We start from the raw sequence: 17,811 nt of genomic DNA, 5'->3' as shown, positions 1-17,811 counted from the left end.
TAGGTTAGGGCAATATTAGTCAGCTAATTTGTAATATCCTTCGGGAAGCCACCTCCGGTGTCTACGTAATTCGTAATTCGTAATTCCTGACTTGTCCTGTGGCGACTCTGTTGCCAAAAATGGGGACTGATTTGCAGTAGAGAAAATTTTTAATTTCCAAATTCAGAAACTGTATTAGTACTTAAAATTTAGTTTATTTTGAATTAATTTAACTAAATCAAGCTGCATAATATTATTTATTATTATTATATATCTCTGTATTTATTCTATAAGTACAATTACATTTTTGCCTATAAATCGATGGTTAAAAAACTTGGATATTGCAAAAACTCAGAATATTTAGCCTTGATAAAGAAGAGATATTTTTTTGATGAATATCTTGCTTCTAACAAAATAAATATGCTATATTTTTTATATATAAATGCGAAAATTTCCATTTATAAAATAAAAACAATTTTTGATAAAAATCGTGTACTTTGATACGATATTTTGAGATAGACAAGTCCTAGCATCATAACTATGAGTTCTGTAGGTACAGCATGGTCTTACGGCGCTGCTTGATTGCCTCTAGCTTTATCACTTTCTCAACAGTTGGCTGTAGTGATTGGGCAAATTCAACGGCAAACAATACCAAGCAAGTTGTACAGGAAAGTAATGTTTCCCAACTGCTAATTAAAGCTAAATCTGCACCCACAGCAGAGGATTTTTTAAATCAAGCTAATAACCTGTTAGATAACCAACGCTATCAACAAGCGATCGCGACATACGATCAAGCGATCGCCCTCAACCCCAAAAAAGCTGAAGCTTGGATTAACAGAGGTAATGCTTTGACATCTTTACAGCGCTACAAAGAAGCGATCGCCTCCTACAATCAAGCAATTAACATCAAGCCAAACAAAGATATAACTTGGTTTAATAGCGGGAATGCGTTAACAGCTTTAAAAAGCTATAAAGAAGCGATTGCTGCATACGATCAAGCGATCGCTCTCAACCCCAAAAAAGCCGAAGCATGGATTAACCGAGGGATTGCGTTGACAAAACTGCAAAAATACCCAGAAGGATTACAATCCTACGATCAGGCGATCGCAATTAAACCAGATAAGCATGAAGCCTATTACAATAAGGCTTGTTCCTATGCTTTACAATCCAATGTAGAATTAGCAGTTACCAACCTAGAGAAAGCCATCAAGCTGGCTCCTGCTAAATATAAACAATTGGCGAAAACCGATCCAGATTTCCATAAAATACGTAGCGATAAAAGATTGCTAAGATTGATTCAGTAAATATATAAAATTGCTCTTTTTAGGATATCTCAATAAAATATATCAGTAGTAAGGGTACAACAATGTTGTACCCTTATCATGGTATGTATTAGGTTGGTTTGAAAGAAGTTAAACCCAACAATTATAATACTTTAATGTGTTGGGTTTCGTCCCTCAACCCTACCTACATTCGTATGATATTTTTTGTGAAATGGTATAAATCGTGGTGCGTTGTGCTACGCGACAACACACCCTACTGAGAATTTTTCAAAAATTACTTCGGTTGCATATAAAATAAGATATTGTTTCAACTAAGTAATAAATTAGGAATAAACATAACTATATTCAGCAATGTCAAAAGATTGCTATTGATTTTCTAGTAAGGACTAAAGTACGCACGATAAACCTTTAACTATTTACTCTGTTCAACTTATATATATTTAGATTATTTTCCCTAAAATATGAAAAAATTATTGATTACTGGTGCTAGTGGTTTTTTAGGATGGCATATTTGTCAATTAGCTAAAACAGAATGGGAAGTTTACGGTACTTATTTTTCCCATGCTCTAGAAATCCCTGATGTCAAGATGCAAAAAGTTAACTTGACAGAATTTCAAGAATTAAAAGATATATTTAATAATATTAATCCAACCGCAGTTATTCATACCGCAGCACTTTCTCAACCCAACTTTTGCCAAAATAATCCTGAAGAATCCTATCAAATTAATGTCACAGCATCATGTAACATAGCTGGACTTTGTGCAGATTATCAAATTCCTTGTGCATTTACATCAACAGATTTAGTTTTCAATGGCTTGAATGCTCCCTATAAAGAAACAGATACAGTATGTCCTGTAAATATTTATGGAGAGCAAAAAGTTCAAGCTGAATTAGATATGTTAGCAAGATATCCTCATACCGCAGTCTGTCGGATGCCATTAATGTTTGGTATGAGTACGCCAACTGCAAACAGCTTTATTCAACCTTTTATAGATACATTAAAATCAGGTAAAGAACTGAATTTATTTATCGATGAATTTCGTACACCAGCAAGTGGTACAACTGCTGCTAAAGGCTTATTATTAGCTTTAGAAAAAGTTCAAGGATTGATTCACTTAGGCGGTAAAGAAAGAATTTCTCGTTACGATTTTGGTCAGTTATTAGTAGAGGTATTTCAAATTAGCGAGGCGAAAATTAAAGGCTGTTATCAAAAAGATGTGAAAATGGCAGCACCAAGACCGGCTGATGTTTCTTTAGATAGTTCTCAAGCTTTTGCCTTCGGATATCAACCTTTATCTTTAAAAGAGGAATTAGCAGCATTAGTTAACAGACTATATTTTAGTTAAAAAATAGTGAATAGTGTGAATAAATTGAGGTAGCAGCCCACAAATTTTCGCTCCCACGCAGAGCATGGGAGCGAGGTAGGATCAGAGTTTAACGTTAGTTAAGTTGACACCAATGGGCAATGCCTTGCCTTCTAGAATATATTGATGTGCCGCAAAAACTATATAAATAAAATCACGCAAAGACAAAACCTTTACGTGATTGAGAGTTTGAAAACACGCCCTAGCCCCTAAACCCTATTTCGGGCTAACCTTGTCAATCACCTTAATTTGTCCATCATCCCCGACAGTCCAAACATCGTAGACACCAACCACATCACCATTAGCGTCAATATCTACGTTACCACTGGCTCCTTGGTAGTTAATAGTTTTACCTTCTTTCAGTAATTTTAACCCCTCACAAACATCGGTAACTTCTGTACCTGGCCCAGCAGAAACTTCTCGGATCTTACTGGCGATACCTACACCTGTATTTTCCTTAGCAGCTTGCGCAGCTAAAGCTAAAAGCGCGGCTGCGTCCCAAGCTTGAGGTGCGTATTCTCCAGGAGTACCACCTTTTTTTTCTTTCCACAGCTTGTTAAAACTTTCCAAAGCTTTACCATCAGAACCGGGTACTGTACCGATCGCGCCAGATAAAATGTATTTACCGTCACTACCTTTACCGACTTGTTCCGGGAAGGTAGGTGATTTTACCCCATCTGTGAGCAGAATTTGCACGCCTTTCGTCAAGCCTTGCTGATAAGCCGCTTTCAGGAACAAACTACCTGTTTCTGCATAAAGTACCGCCAATACAGCATCTGGTTTCCCTGCAAAAGCCGCACCAGCTTCGGTATCAAATGTCTGTGCTTTCGGGTCATAGCGGACTGGTTTATCTTTATTAACTATGGTTCCGCCTAATTTTTCAAAAGTTTCTACAAATGCTTTTTCAAAACCAACACCGTAGTCATTGTTAATCACTACAGTAGAAACGCGCTTAAATCCTTTTTTCTTAGCAAGTTGAGCTAAAGCTAGTGCTTGATAAGTATCTGGGGGAGCAGTCCGCGCCCAAAAGCCTTGAAAGTCACCTTTTTTCGCCTTTTCTGTAAATACAGGGCTAGTACTACCAGGAGAAACCAGCATCACTTTATTTGGTGTAGCTACGGAGATAGCCGCAGTAGAAACGCTACTAGCAAAAGAACCCACTACACCAGCCACCTTATCTAAAGTCGCTAGTTTAGTCATACCCGCAGCACCAGCTTTCGGATCTGTTTGATCGTCCACTGGAACTAAGGTTACAGGTTCACCATTAACACCACCACATGCATTAACTGTTTCCACTAACAAAGGAACCGAACCCACCATCTGCTGACCGATAGATGCTAAGTCACCAGTTGTAGGTAATAGAGAGCCTATTTTCAATCCCTTAGCGCTACTTGGTGCGGTAGTTGAGCTACCTGCTGGACTGGCGGAAGTTCCAGTGCTACCTGTGTTATTAGGGTTTGTCGCAGTTTCACTACAAGCCCCTAAAAATACGCCTGTTGCTAGGGTAGCCACACTCAAGGCTAAAGCAGTACGAATTCTGTGCATAAATACTTTCACTCCTCTATTCTTTAGGAGTCTGAAAGTAAGATTCTAACTATATTTTCAGGTTAGATAGCTTTAAACAGACTCCAAAGCCTAAATAATATCATCCTCCCGCAGATATAGACGTAGTTACGCCGACATTAATACCTATATCTGAAGACAGATTTTGATAGAGTGTGAATAGCTTTGATCACCAGTGGATGAATAAACTGATAAAATTAAGTTTTTTAACAGTTTCCGCAAGTCATCAAAAAGGTGGGTGGGTATTCACATTTCCGAATCTTGCAAGAAATTAAATATACATTTACTACAAATGATGAGCGTGATTCCCAAGGGCATAATTTATTTTTTGCCAGTCCCAGATTGGAGAATAGCAATTCAGTAATCGAAGCATTTTAATAGATGGTGAGCCAATTTTTAACAGGTTATTACTGAGATAATAAACCCTCAAATTGTTGCACCATCTACATAGGAAAAATTGGTTTTTATTTTTCTTTGAAAGCCATTAAATAACTTTATGCTGGCTTATGAGCAATAAAATATTTACTTAAGTAGTGGGTTTGCGTCTCAATATTTGCAAATCCTGCTGATTCTAAATGTGCTACCAAATTATCATTAATGTAATGCTTGTAGTAAGGTTCATGAAAGACCGTTTGAAAGTTGTGCATAATCACAGCCATTTCCGGAGAGTCATCTAATTGGATTGAATCACAGATAATAAACACTCCACCTGGTTTTGTCACTCGAAAACATTCTTTTATAACCGTCTGACGAACTGTTCCTGGTAACTCATGAAAGAGAAACACAGAAGTGACAGCATGAAAATAATTATCTACATAAGGGAGCTTTTCAGCATTGGCTTGTAAGAGTTGTGGTAATTCACCAGGAATTTGCGATAAAAGTTCATTTGTTTTACGCAAATAAGCTGGTGATAAATCAGTACCATATAATGATGCCTGAGGCAGGGAAGAGCGAATCATCTTCAGAGTCTGACCAGTTCCACAAGCTACATCTAATATGCGAACTTTGTGTGGTCTAACTGACTGAAAAACTTTTAAACCTTGCTGAAGAGGAGCAAGAACACGTCGGCGCATGGAGTCAGATGTTCCCCCAAACAAAAGCTCGACTTGCAAGTCATATAAATTAGCAGATATATCACTTAAATAGCCATCAGATTGATGATGGAAGTTCTGCAAGTAATAAGCAGGATATCCATCTGTCTCTATTCCTGGTGAAAAGTTTTGATATTTATTTGTTTGAACTCGCTCCCATATTTGAGGAAGATCAAGCCATACTATTGGATAAAAACGGAAAAAATCTTCCCAGCGATTATCAAACAGTAAAGCTTTTGGATAAACTCCTGCTTCGGCATCCTGCCAGTCTATTTCTAGTAAATCATTATATCTTTGTTGTAATTGTAATGATAAGTCATTGGAAATGGCTTTGGTATTGTCTTTAATTTCTGGCCGCAATATATTCCTGATCTGTGTCGCTAATGTTTGGTGAGTTAGACCAAAAAAAGCTTTGCCTTGTTGGAATGTTTGATAGCTAAATTTAGTTAAAGTATCAGACATAAAAATCCTTTATTTGGTTGATTTTAGTTTTCTATTTTTTATTACTATTGCCAAATAATCATCTATTATCCTGTCTATAGACTCCGGCTAAAAATCCTCTGGTTACACAACCCTGCATTATTGATGACAGTATCAATACGAGTGATATTTTTTCTATCGGGTTATGAAAGATATCAACATCTGTCGTTATCATTGTTAAGTCTTTCACTCAAATTTATACTGGGAATTGGTGTTTTTATTGACTACTTTTGGCATTTTTTAAATTTGTCTTTGCTTGTAGCCACTACAAATAAAATGTTTTTACCAACAACTTACGCATTAGCAAAAGCTGTTCTGATTGCTGAAGAAGCTCCATTTCTTAAAGAAGTAGTCTTTAAGTTAAATTTAAGTAACAAAAGTTTAGGTATTAAAATAAATTGTAAAAAAAATATAAAAATATGTCTAGTTATTTTAGGAATTTTTTGTGTAGATTTACTGAAAATCTTATATTGACAAAAATCTGTGATTGTGTATTAAAAAAATATTTTCCTGACGCTATTTCAGGATCAAAAGCCAAAAATTTTTTCAAATACTAAACTGAGAGAATTAGCGTTTTTGCTCTGACTGTCAAGGCATATTCAATCAATCAATAGCCTGTTTCTTGGCTTGCTTTCGAGGTATCATCTTCAGTAGACAGACAAATCTAAATATTAATAATTAGGACAGTACTGATATTCACTTAAAAAGCGAATTGTCGGATTTTTGATAGTAGTTTTAATCCGATATTGATATTTATGCGATCGCTAATACTAATTCTCTGTGAAGCTGCAAATTAAAACTGCAAGGTTATATGCATGTTTTTATTATCTTGGTATAAAATAAAACACATCTAATCTGTTGATGAAATTTTCTCAATCTTTTATGGGGCAAGCATCTTGCCTGCCTCGACTAGCCAAAGACTAGAGTTATCATGTATTAACTGTAATGTTGTTGAGCATATTCTCAGACGCTTAACAACAAAAAAGTGATGAAAAATTAATTTCATCACTTTTTTAATTAGGTCTGAAAACGGAGAGGGAGGGATTCGAACCCTCGGTACGGAGTTGCCTGCCGTACAACAGATTAGCAATCTGCCGCTTTCGACCACTCAGCCACCTCTCCAAGCTGTCACGAATATTAATAGTAGCGGATACTGTGAGGAAAGTCAAATACTTTTTTTAGTCATTTAGTCATTAGTCATTAGTCATTGGTTAAAAGCGGTGGGGCTATTGAACTTTGCCGATCGCCGATGAATTTTTGTACGGACGGGTTTAACCGATATGTTTTTGTTTCCATAAAAATCTCGCCAAACCCGCCCCTACTGAACTATTGACTAATTTTCATAGGACTTGCGATCGCATCCAAGCCAAGGGTAAGGTACGCAATTTTTTCCACTGGGGGACGTAGGCACGTTGAGCGAACACATCGTAATCATTGCGTTCAATGACGTTTAAAATTTGACTGTAATGCATCAACGCTGCCCACACAGGTAACCGGGCATCGGCAGAGAGGTAGGAAATTCCTCTTTCTGCCTTAGTGTAGAAGTCTCTAGCGCGGGTAATTTGGAAGTCCATTAAGGCACGCCAACGATCGTCTACTACACCCTTAAATAGCTCTTCCTCGGTATAGTTAAATCTTGCTAAGTCTTCTAAAGGAATGTAAATTCGCCCTCGGCGCGCATCTTCGCCAACGTCTCTCAAGATATTGGTAAGTTGCTTGGCAATTCCCAAGGCAATTTCTTCTTTGACAGGGACGTAAGGCTGTTGTTCGCGATACCAAGGCGCGGTGTTGCGATTATCATCCAGCCCCATGATCGCTGTGGACATCAAGCCTACAGTGCCAGCGACGCGGTAACAGTAGAGGTATAATTCCTCAAAAGTTTCGTAGCGACTGCGGTATAAATCCATGCGCTGACCGGCAATCATATCCCGAAAGGGTTGAATGTCTACCGGAAAGCGTTGAATGGTATCTGCTAAAGCAACATCAAAGTTTTCTACTGGCTGTCCAGCAAAAATCGCTTCTAGCTGCTTCTCCCATAGATCTAGGGTTTCTGGCGTAGTCATAGCAGATGCAGGGCCATCTACCAGCTCATCTGTCCGGCGACACCAAGCATAAATTGCCCAAACGGCGGGACGCTTTTCTTGACTCAGCAGCAAAGTGCTGAGGTAAAAAGTCGCGGAATACTTGGCGATGAGTTGCCGACAAAGTTTGTAGGAATCGTCTACAGAGACCAGCGTTTTCATGCGCGGGGGTGAATCAGGCAGTTGCAGCATTCGTTGCGGGCGATCGGGTGAGCGTTTGCGGATTTGAGGCACTTGCCACCGGGACTGCTTGCGAGATCGCCTGCGCTGTCAGCTTACCAGAAAGTACGGCCCCTTCCATACTGGCTAAATAGCGTTGCATGGTGTAATCTCCAGTGAGATAGAAGTTAGCGATCGGGGTTTTCTGCGAAGGACGGTGCTGTTGACGACCGGGAGTCGCTTTGTAAACTGAACGCGGCGTTTTCACCACATGATATTTCAGCAGCTGGGCTGGATTGTCTCCGCCAAAGTGTTGGGGGAAGAGTTTTTCTAGTTCGGCAAGGGTTGCATCGACAATTTCCGCATCGGATTTGGCGATCCAATCTTTCGCCGGTGCTAGAACTAATTCCAGCATTGAGCGATCGGGATTAGCATATCCACGGCAGGTATTGCTCATATCAGCATAAACGCTGAGGAGGGGCGATCGCGAAAATAGTAAGTGGTCAATTTCTGTTAACTTGCGATCAAACCAGAGATGGAGGTTAATTACTGGTACTCCTTCTAAGCCATCTAGCTGCTGGAAAAATTCCATTTGCTTCCAGGGTGCTGGTAGCATGACCTTGAAGGGGTCAACGGGCATGGCAGATACATACAAATCTGCCGTTAATACTTCATCTTCTGCCCCGTCGAGTCCCCGAATTAAGAATCCCCTGACGGTACCATCTTCGTTGAGCAAAATTTCTTTTAAAGGGGCATTTAATCTGACTTCCCCACCGCGTTCGGTGATGTAATCTACTATTGGCTGACACAATCGCTCAGTTGGCGAACCATCTAAGAAAGCCATTGTCGAGCCTTTCTTTTCTTGCAGAAAGCGATTGAGGGCTGTCAGCAGAATAGTCGCAGAAATTTCTTCTGGCCCAATGAAGTTTAATGCTTTAGACATAGCAATAAAAACTTCTTTCTCGACTCTTAGGGGAATGTTTTGCTTTTGCAGCCATTCCGTCCAAGAGTATTGATCCATTTCTTCTACGTATTTTTGCCCTTGTACCATTGCTGGTAATAAGCCAAGACCAAAACGAATTTTTTCTGGCCAGGTGAGCATGTCGTTGTTTCGCAAAATTGCCACTATGCCATTTAAGGGGGCTGGCAAATCTGGAAAGTCAAAACGGCTATATGTACCTGGGGCCTCGGGCTGGTTGAAGATCATCGTGTGTTCTTTCCACTGCAAACGATCTTCAATCCCCAGTTCTTTGAATAGCTGCAAAATATTGGGGTATGCCCCAAAAAATATGTGCAGACCTGTTTCGTACCAGTCTCCGTCAGCGTCTTGCCACGCTGCCACCTTACCGCCTAATACGTCTCGGCGTTCCAAGACGATGGGGGTGTGACCCGCGTCTGTGAGATATTTTGCGCAGGAAAGTCCTGCTAGACCCGCTCCCGCGATCGCTACTCGCATTTAACCCTACTGCTTTTCAATATTTCTTAATCGTTTTGCCGTTCTCATTATACGTTGCAATCTGTTACATTTAGCAGTTTTTGTGCGATCGCTTTTCTAAAAAAACTTTGAAATGTCCTGCCCTAACCCTGTTCAACCTAGCAAAAATCAAGGTTTAGCAATGCTAAACCTTGATTTTCCGACTACTGGTAATCAGACTCAGAAATTTTTTTGACTGACTTTTGCCAAGACGGGCGAAAATTCTTGGCTTTTTCCGGGTTCTACGGTTTTCATCCAAGTGATAAAGATTACAACTACTTTCCGTAAAGCGTGTTTTTTGCACACTCTATCATTCATTTGTCAACCGTAAATCATCTATTTAATAGCACTCGAACCCAAAAAACCCTATGTATTTAATGAGAAACTGGAGATTTTGAATGGCGATCAGTAAGCTCCATTGCGATTAAATACTACGAGAATAGTTTTGATAATTAGCTGTAGATCGTAAATATTAGACCATTTAAATTGATAAGCCAAATCCAATTTGACTATATCTTCAAAATCCTCTATTTTAGAACGTCCATTGACTTGCCATTCGCCTGTCATTCCCGGTTTAACCAGCAAGCGTTTAAAGTGATGGGGCTGATAATTTTCAACTTCATCTAGAGTGGGTGGACGAGTACCAACTAAGCTCATATCACCCATTAATACATTCCAGAATTGTGGTAATTCATCTAAGCTAGTGCGGCGGAGAAAAGCACCAATGCGAGTAATTCGCGGGTCTTTGTGATTCTTAAAAATATTGCCTTTAGCCTGATTTTTGACTAAATGCTTCATATTTTCCGCATTAACTAGCATGGTGCGGAACTTCCAAATGCGGAAAGTTTGACCATTTAAACCGCAACGTAGCTGACTATAAAAAATGGGGCCGGGATTATCTAATTTAATGGCGATCGCTATGGGAATTGTCAGTACTGCTGTTATCGTTAAGCCAATTACAGCACCAACAATATCAATTAATCGCTTCAAGTTACAGGTAGCGGAAGGATGTACCCTTTGTTGAAAATTATAAATTTCTGGAAGATGAACCTGCATTGGCTTTTAGGAAAGATAGTAAGTAAGAATTTGTTAATACGCTGGCAATTTATATACTACTTTTCATCAGTCAGATAACTTTTCAGCAGCTAGAAGTAATTATCTGTATATCAAATCTAATTGCTGGAAAAGTAGCAATTATGGAAATCGTTCCCATTCAATACCAATAAAATTTGGATTTATTGGTATTGAATTTTTCCCATACAAAAAAGCGAAATTAGAGAATTTACAGCTACTTTTAGAAACCATAGGTTCAAGTTTTCTTCGTCTTCTCCCCTCGTCTAAACTTCTACAAAATATCTAGGGAGTGGTAGGCATATCTAAGTGCTAGATAAACCAACATTATCAATGCCTAATCCACTTAAAAACCTACAGATTTAGCTTCAAGCAAGGGGAAGAAATGCATCTGTGAGTGTATAGGTTTCTCCAGCAGAGATAACTTTAATATCCAAGAGATCTCCACCTGTTGGGGTTAATTTGGGTAAAATTCCCTTAATTCTGTTATCAGAGACATAAGACAGTTGTGCAGCTATTCCACCTACGGTTACTGTGGTATCGGCGAGAGTACCAAAGTTATCTCCACCAAGGACAAAAGATTGACCACCAATCGCCGGAGCGCGCCAGGGGAAGACATCGTACACAGTCATGTTGACAGCACCTGCATCATTGGGAGTGGCAACGGCGACTGCATTCTCGCTCAAATCCACACTCAACAGCGTGCCACCGGGGCCAGCCAGCAAATCTAACCCATCCAGAACGCCCGCCATTGTATCTTTCTGGATAACCTGAGTACCATCTGCGTTCATCCGGAAGCGGAAGATCGATCCATTCCAATCCTGAGCGAGCAGATTGCCACGCAGTTGCCCATTGAAGGTGGTTGCCCGATATTCAATAATGCCGTTGGTAGAAGCCGTTGCTGTTGCTAGAGGAGCGTTGTGAACTCCTGGAATAGTGGGGTCATTTGCATCGTAGTAAACGTTTTGGCGATTGTCAGTACGTCCCCGGTTACGGTTAGGACTACCGTAGTAGGCACCCTCGACAATCAGGTTCAACTCATCAGGGGAACCACCTGTCATTGGTGACTGTGTGGTTGCTGAAGTTGAGAAGTCCCCAAACCCAGCATTAGCACCGTTATCGGTAGCATAAATTTTTCCTTTGGTAGTGTAAACCAAGTCAAAGGAGTTACGCAGACCGCTAGCATAGACGGAAACATCAACCCCAGGTACAACATTGGCAACTCCACCATTCAATTGATGGTCTTCAGCACCAATGGTTTCTCCTGGAGGAGGAGTATAACCACTGGGGAAAGAAGTGGGCACGATACTGCCAGCAGGTACAGTGTATTCAATCTTGCCATTAAAATCTGGCTTGGTAATTTCTGCCTTCAGCATTGCTGCTGTAAAGTAAGACTCAGGTACACCACCAATTTCATTGGCAGTAATTCCTGCGTTGGTGTTGCTACCCACCAGGATGTAAAGGTCGCCCTTGTTATCAAACTCTAAGCCATTTACACCGTGGTCATGGTTGGAAACACCGATTCCACTAATCAAGGATTGGCGGGTTGTGAAGTTAGCCCCTGACAGGACAGACACCTCGCCACTGTAAGGAGAAAGTTGTGTTTCTGGGAAAGCACCGCCTCCGTTAGCATATAACTTGCTATGAGAGACATAAATTTTAGGTTCTTTATCATAAGGATTAAAGGCAAGACCTAAAATTTGCGCATTGTATAATCCCTTGATGGTATTAATTGCCTGAATAGCAGTGACATTGTAATTGTCATCAAAGGTGTAAGCCCGAATTGACCCATCATAGAAGCCTACATAAAGCCTGCCATCTGGCCCCCATGCACCCACAGTTGGGTTAGCGACATTGGGGATATTATCGTCTGCGGTGATACTTGGATCGTTAGCATTGGTAATGTCAACAATCTTCTTGGTAAAGCTGATTGCTACCACATCATCATCTAGTACCGTTACAGGCACCGATCGCACAGCAGCATTATTGTAATTACTATCGCCACTGCTGACTGTGTGAGTAATGGTAGTGTAATGAATCCCCTCTGCTGCTGTGTCATTAATTGCAGTGACTGTAACTGTCTGAGGAATATCCCAGTTAGTGGGGGTAAAGGTGAGTGCGGTTTTATTGGTATTGAGTTGATTACCTGAGTTGATGTTGATGCTGACATTGGCTGTCGGCTTCGTATTTAAAACGACTTCATAAGTATCATTACCAGCCGCTTCATTTACTTGGGTGTTACCATTGGTTTGCTTGATAATCACCGCAGGCCCTTCCAGGGGAATCACCTCAATACCAGCAATTGTGGCAACATCCACACTAGCATTCAAATCTAAGTTGAGGAAACCATCACTGATAAAGAAAGGCTGATCGATTGTCTTCACCAAGGCAGAGTTTTGTCCTGGGAAGAAAGCGTTCTTGGATTCTTCAAAAATATCCAAGTCATCCAGTACTAAATCGCCTTCTACCTTGACATCAAACACCCTTTGACCGTAGTTTGTCTTGGTCGGTTCCACAAAATGCAGCTTCAGGGTGTAAGCACCTTCAGCCACTGGAATTTGGTAAGATAAATCTTTAGCCGATCGCACATTTTGATAAAGTGCATCATCATTGGTCTTAAAGATTTCTGTGGTACCAGCAACTGCGCTGACAATTCCGCCAACAGAAAACACATCCCGATTCCAGATGCGCCCAGTTGTATCGGTATAAAGGGCAGCATTATTGGGGGAATTTGTACCTGTACCCGTATTAATCCGAATTGACTTATCTTGAGTCAAGCGGACATAGTCTAACCGCGCTGCATCTCCTGACTCTTCAAAGCCTTTGATTTGAATACTATCGCCTGATTTGACGGCGAGGTTTTCTACAGCTCGGATTTCCCACTTATTGTTGATTGTAGCGGTAGCTCCATTTATATTGCGATTAGAGTTAACCGTGCCCCTTAAGGTGTTGTTAACGTAGACTTCAAACTTGGCATTACCATCACTCTCATCCCAGAATGCCAAATTCAGGTCATAAGTTCCAGCAGCTCCGCTATAAACAAAATTGGCTGTCCCCGTTTCATTGGCTGTCCCATTGACAAGGCTGACTAACTTACCGCCGTAGGCTCCAATTCCAGATGAGGTTTCTACGCGATAGCCGCTCAAAACCATGTTTTCTGCTTCAACCAGAACATCTCCCGGTGGAATTGGCGCGTTTGGTTGCGTGACATTAACTGTGAAACTTGTAGACGTAGAAAGTCCACCTGTATCTTTGGCTTGGACTGTCAGTTGTGAGCTACCTGTTGCTGTGGGCGAATAGTTCAGCGTTAATTGCCCAGTTGTGGGATTAATGCTAGGAGCTACTTCAAACAACCCGGCATTGGTATTACCAGTAACGGTATAAGTCAAAGCAGAATCAGCATCTTGAGCATCAGCAAAAGCATTCCACAGATTGATCAGAGTATCCGGCGCATTCTGGGTAACCGTGACATTACCAATACCCGAAGTTGTTGGTGCTGTATTACCAGGAATAATTACATTAACGGTGAAGGTAGTATCAGTAAACAGACCACCTGTATCTGTGGCGCGTACTGTCAGTTGTGAGCTACCCGTCGCTGTAGGCGAATAGTTGAGGGTTAATTGCCCATTTGTCTGATTAATGCTAGGCACAACCTCAAACAGCCCAGCATTGGTATTATTAACTACAGCATATTTTAATGCGGTGTCTGGGTCTTGCAGGTCGCTGAAAGCATCAAACAAGTTAATAACTGTATTTGGTGCATTTTGTGTCACAGATACGTTAGCAATACCTGTAGTGCTGGGTGCTGTATTGATGGGTGTACCAGAAGCAGGTACGAAGCGAATGTAGTCTGTACGTACAGCTTCGCCATTCTCCTCAAAACCTTTGAGTTGAATGCGAGTACCAGGTTGCAAAGCCACAGCCTGAGCAACTAGTTTTTCTACCTTGTTAGCAGCAGATGCAGTACTACCACCAGGACTTTGGTTAAAGGTGAGAGTATTTAGCAACGAGCCATTAGCAGAAACTTCTAAACTGGCAACGCCATCACTTTCATCCCAATAAGAAACATAGATATCGTATGCGTCGGCTGCTCCCTTAAAGTCAAAGTATGCTGTTCCTGTTTCATTAGCGGCTCCATTGATAAAGCTAATACCTTTACCCCCAGAACCACTAGCCTGGTTTTCTACCCTAAAGCCATTGAGAACCATACTCTCAGCTTCAATCTTGATTTCACCTACAGGAGGAGGTGTAGTCACATTGACTGCAAAGCTGACATCTGTGGAAAGGCCGCCTGTGTCAGTGGCGCGTACTGTTAGTTGTGCAGTACCCGTTGCTGTAGGCGAGTAGTTGAGAGTTAACTCCCCAGTTGTGGCGTTAATGCTGGGAGCTACTTCAAATAATGCGCCATTGGTATTGTTAACAATGCTATATTTCAGTGCGCTATCTGAATCTTGCAAATCGCTGAAGACATCAAACAATTTGATGACTGTATTTGCAGCATTTTTGACTACAGAGATATCAGCAATACCTGTGCTGGTAGGTGCAGTATTGGCGGGAGTACCAGAAGATGGAACAAATCTAATAAAGTCAGTACGGGCATGTTCCGATGCATCCTCAAAACCCCGTAGCTCAATCAGAGTACCGGGTTGGAGAGATACTGCTTGAGCGAGCATCACTTCCCGCTTGTTGGTGGGGGTTGCTGTGGTACCGCCTGGGCTTTGGTTAAATGTGAGGGTATTTAATAAGGTTCCACCAGCCAAGAGTTCTAGGCGGGAATTACCATCACTCTCATCCCAGAAAGAGACATAGATGTCATAAGTTCCAGTCGCCCCGGCAAAACCTATAGAAGCGGTTCCTGTTTCATTACTTGCACCGCCAACAAAGCTGATACCTTGACCGTTGGAGGCTCCACCGCCACTAAGGTTCTCTTTCTTGAAGCCTGTGAGAACCATATTTTCTGCTTCAATCTTAATTTCACCTACAGGAGCAGGTTCAGTGACATTAACATTAAAGCTAGTATCAGTAAAAAGACCTGCTGTGTCCGTAGCTCTAACTGTAATTTGAGCGCCACCTGTGGATGTAGGTGAGTAGTTGAGGGTCAACTCCCCAGTGGTGGAATTAATGCTAGGAGCTGCCTCAAATAGATTGGGATTGGTATTGCTAACAATGCTATAAGTGAGAGCAGTATCTGCATCTTGCGCATCTGCGAAGGCATCAAATAATTTGATGACTGTATTCGGAGCATTTTGCACAACAGAGACATTAGCAATCCCGGTGCTGGTAGGTGCGGTATTAGTTGGCGTACCAGAAACAGGAACTAAGCGGATGAAGTCGATGCGGGTTGCTTCGTTTGATTCTTCAAATCCTTGTAATTGGATGCGGCTACCTTGCTGTAAAGATACAGCCTGAGCAATCTTAGTTTCGAGCTTATTACCAGTGGTGGCACTCCCGCCACCAGGGCTTTGGTTAAAGTTAACTGTACCTAATTGGGTGCCGTTGACTGAGAGGTTAACGCTACCAACGCCATCATTTTCATCCCAGTAGGAAATGTAAATGTCATATAAAGAAGCAGCACCCGTAAAGTCAAAGTAGGCTGTGCCAGTTTCTGATCCTGCACTACCAACAAAACTGATTCCTTGCCCGCCTGAAGCCCCGGCTGCGGTTAGGTTTTCTTTTCTGAAGGTGTCTAAAACAAAAGCTTCAGCTTCTATCTTGACTTCTGTGGGTGTGGAGGGAAGATTTAGTTGTAAGGTTTTGACATTTGATACTGGCCCGGTAGTACCATCGGCGAATTTCTGGGTCGCCATGATGTAGTTGAAACCTTTGTAGCCGTTCTGAGTGCTGAGTGTGGATAGGGTGATGGGAACATCAACTGTTCCAGAGGCACCAATTGCGACTGTAACCTCGTTCACCCCAGTGACACTATTAGCTTCAAAGGGGTCAATATCAAAGGCTGTACCATCGGCTTTGGTAAACATGGCTCCCCCAACACTCAGCAAGGATACTTGAGCGCCAGGTGTACCTGTAATCCGGACTGTTTGATTGGCAGATTCAACGATCGCCTGAGTTCCAGAAACCCCTAAAATTTCAATAGTTGGTGTAGTGGGTTGATTAACCTTGAGGAAAACTTGTGAGCCATCAACACTGTCGGGAATGCGGTAGAGTTCTCCAGTAATGGTGGTGTTGTCGTCAAACTCTACAGTAACGACTGAACCAATCATCTCTAAGCCGGAAACACTGGCAGACTCTTGCGGCCCTGGTGCAGCAGTTCCCTTGGTGCTGGTTGGGTCCATGTCAATGGAGAAGGTTAAGGTCTTACCTGCGCCAAAGTCTGTAAACAGTATTTCTAGACCCTGAAAACCACCATCTTTAGCTAAGAGGTAATTGGTTGTCACATTACCAACACCTGGATTGCTATCAAGTGTCAGTGCTTTGGCGATGGTATCACCGCCTGTGCCATTGGGGTCAAAAATGATATCTGGGAGAAAGCCAGCGCTGGTATCGATGAAGATGCGGCGGATTTTTTGTCCGGTGGTGGAGTTGTTTGTGAGTTGGAAACTACCACTGCTGAAGGTACTAGAGTTAATCCCATTACCAGACTGATCGACTTTTAAATATGCTGAGGCTTCCAATACACCGCTATAGGCGGCCATCACCTCTTCTGGGAATGCTAATGCAGATTTTATTTTGCCAATGACTGCATCTAATTCCCATCTGCCACCGAGAGCGCTATTACCTACAGTTGTTGTAGCTGCGGCGACATTTGCGCCTGTAATTTTGCTAATTTGTTCCACCAACTGCAATCCTGATGCTGTAGCGGCTAAGTTACAGCCATACAGGAGAATTTCGGCTTGGGGTAGTAATGCTTTAGACCAACTTTGCAGGCGATCGCGATCGCGTTGGAGACTCTCTAAACTGAGTTCAGTTGAGCCAAGTAGTAACTTTCCTGGCTGTCCATGAGAGACAATGTGAATTGCGGATACAGAATTTAGCTGGCTTAACTTTTCACTGATTTGCCATACTCCATCCTGAGTAGAATCGAGACGAAACACATCTGTGATGTTAGAACGCACTCCGTTAATCAGGCTTTCATAGCTTTCTACGCCAGAATCGACAAAGACAATCTCCCGTCGTAGTGAATCCTGATGCTGCAAATATGTGGAGTGAAGTAGTTTTTTTAAGGAAAACTTAAAAGATTGTGGGAAGAAATGATAGAATTCCATATTCTGAATAGTTATTAACTTACCTAGTAAACACCCGATATTT

General features: G+C 41.5%; 9 protein-coding genes and 1 tRNA gene. 3 read left to right on the top strand and 7 right to left on the bottom strand.

Annotation, left to right across the window (positions count from 1 at the left end; translation table 11 throughout):
• The first annotated feature begins 539 nt into the window (after positions 1–539).
• Together AACW45_RS22090 and AACW45_RS22085 are read left to right on the top strand one after the other, a co-directional pair.
• Positions 540–1,283 (top strand): tetratricopeptide repeat protein, encoded by a 744-nt coding sequence (locus tag AACW45_RS22090; RefSeq protein WP_190634823.1) that lies wholly within the window; start codon positions 540–542, stop codon positions 1,281–1,283.
• A gap of 440 nt (positions 1,284–1,723) precedes the next feature.
• Positions 1,724–2,608 carry an SDR family oxidoreductase gene (locus tag AACW45_RS22085; RefSeq protein ID WP_190634822.1) on the top strand — a complete coding sequence of 295 codons (885 nt, stop codon included), beginning with the start codon at positions 1,724–1,726 and terminating at the stop codon, positions 2,606–2,608.
• Between the two features lie 234 nt (positions 2,609–2,842).
• Here AACW45_RS22085 and AACW45_RS22080 read toward each other — a convergent pair whose 3' ends face one another.
• Together AACW45_RS22080 and AACW45_RS22075 are read right to left on the bottom strand one after the other, a co-directional pair.
• Positions 2,843–4,171 carry an ABC transporter substrate-binding protein gene (locus tag AACW45_RS22080; RefSeq protein ID WP_190634820.1) on the bottom strand — a complete coding sequence of 443 codons (1,329 nt, stop codon included), beginning with the start codon at positions 4,169–4,171 and terminating at the stop codon, positions 2,843–2,845.
• Between the two features lie 512 nt (positions 4,172–4,683).
• Positions 4,684–5,742, bottom strand: a complete 1,059-nt coding sequence (locus AACW45_RS22075) for a class I SAM-dependent methyltransferase (RefSeq protein ID WP_190634819.1) — start codon at positions 5,740–5,742, stop codon at positions 4,684–4,686.
• Positions 5,743–5,865: 123 nt separating this feature from the next.
• Between AACW45_RS22075 and AACW45_RS22070 the strand changes: the two genes are divergently transcribed.
• A complete protein-coding gene (locus AACW45_RS22070; protein WP_190634817.1) occupies positions 5,866–6,234 on the top strand; it encodes a hypothetical protein in 369 nt (122 codons plus the stop codon).
• A gap of 556 nt (positions 6,235–6,790) precedes the next feature.
• Here the strand turns inward: AACW45_RS22070 and AACW45_RS22065 are convergent.
• The 5 genes from AACW45_RS22065 to AACW45_RS22045 all read right to left on the bottom strand — a co-directional run bounded on the left by AACW45_RS22065 (position 6,791) and on the right by AACW45_RS22045 (position 17,699).
• A tRNA-Ser gene (locus AACW45_RS22065) sits at positions 6,791–6,882 on the bottom strand.
• Between the two features lie 218 nt (positions 6,883–7,100).
• Positions 7,101–8,033 carry a 15-cis-phytoene synthase CrtB gene (crtB, locus tag AACW45_RS22060; protein WP_190634894.1) on the bottom strand — a complete coding sequence of 311 codons (933 nt, stop codon included), beginning with the start codon at positions 8,031–8,033 and terminating at the stop codon, positions 7,101–7,103.
• Positions 8,017–9,456 carry a 15-cis-phytoene desaturase gene (pds, locus tag AACW45_RS22055; RefSeq protein ID WP_190634814.1) on the bottom strand — a complete coding sequence of 480 codons (1,440 nt, stop codon included), beginning with the start codon at positions 9,454–9,456 and terminating at the stop codon, positions 8,017–8,019. Before pds ends, crtB begins: the two co-directional genes overlap by 17 nt.
• A 423-nt stretch (positions 9,457–9,879) precedes the next feature.
• Positions 9,880–10,530: a sugar transferase gene (locus AACW45_RS22050; RefSeq protein WP_190538511.1), complete on the bottom strand. Its 651-nt coding sequence runs from the start codon at positions 10,528–10,530 to the stop codon at positions 9,880–9,882.
• A gap of 383 nt (positions 10,531–10,913) precedes the next feature.
• Positions 10,914–17,699 carry a DUF4347 domain-containing protein gene (locus AACW45_RS22045; RefSeq protein WP_190634813.1) on the bottom strand — a complete coding sequence of 2,262 codons (6,786 nt, stop codon included), beginning with the start codon at positions 17,697–17,699 and terminating at the stop codon, positions 10,914–10,916.
• Positions 17,700–17,811 lie beyond the last annotated feature (112 nt).

The sequence above is a fragment of the Calothrix sp. FACHB-168 genome, assembly GCF_963889195.1.
Classification (GTDB): Bacteria; Cyanobacteriota; Cyanobacteriia; order Cyanobacteriales; family Nostocaceae; genus Aulosira; species Aulosira anomala_A.
The sequence above is the reverse complement of the archived record's forward strand: the minus strand, read 5'-3'. Positions and strand labels throughout refer to the sequence as shown.

Coding starts and splice junctions, on each gene's coding strand:
- AACW45_RS22090 (WP_190634823.1), top strand. CDS start 540: ATGGTCTTACGGCGCTGCTTGATTGCCTCTAGCTTTATCACTTTCTCA.
- AACW45_RS22085 (WP_190634822.1), top strand. CDS start 1,724: ATGAAAAAATTATTGATTACTGGTGCTAGTGGTTTTTTAGGATGGCAT.
- AACW45_RS22080 (WP_190634820.1), bottom strand. CDS start 4,171: ATGCACAGAATTCGTACTGCTTTAGCCTTGAGTGTGGCTACCCTAGCA.
- AACW45_RS22075 (WP_190634819.1), bottom strand. CDS start 5,742: ATGTCTGATACTTTAACTAAATTTAGCTATCAAACATTCCAACAAGGC.
- AACW45_RS22070 (WP_190634817.1), top strand. CDS start 5,866: ATGACAGTATCAATACGAGTGATATTTTTTCTATCGGGTTATGAAAGA.
- crtB (WP_190634894.1), bottom strand. CDS start 8,033: ATGCTGCAACTGCCTGATTCACCCCCGCGCATGAAAACGCTGGTCTCT.
- pds (WP_190634814.1), bottom strand. CDS start 9,456: ATGCGAGTAGCGATCGCGGGAGCGGGTCTAGCAGGACTTTCCTGCGCA.
- AACW45_RS22050 (WP_190538511.1), bottom strand. CDS start 10,530: ATGCAGGTTCATCTTCCAGAAATTTATAATTTTCAACAAAGGGTACAT.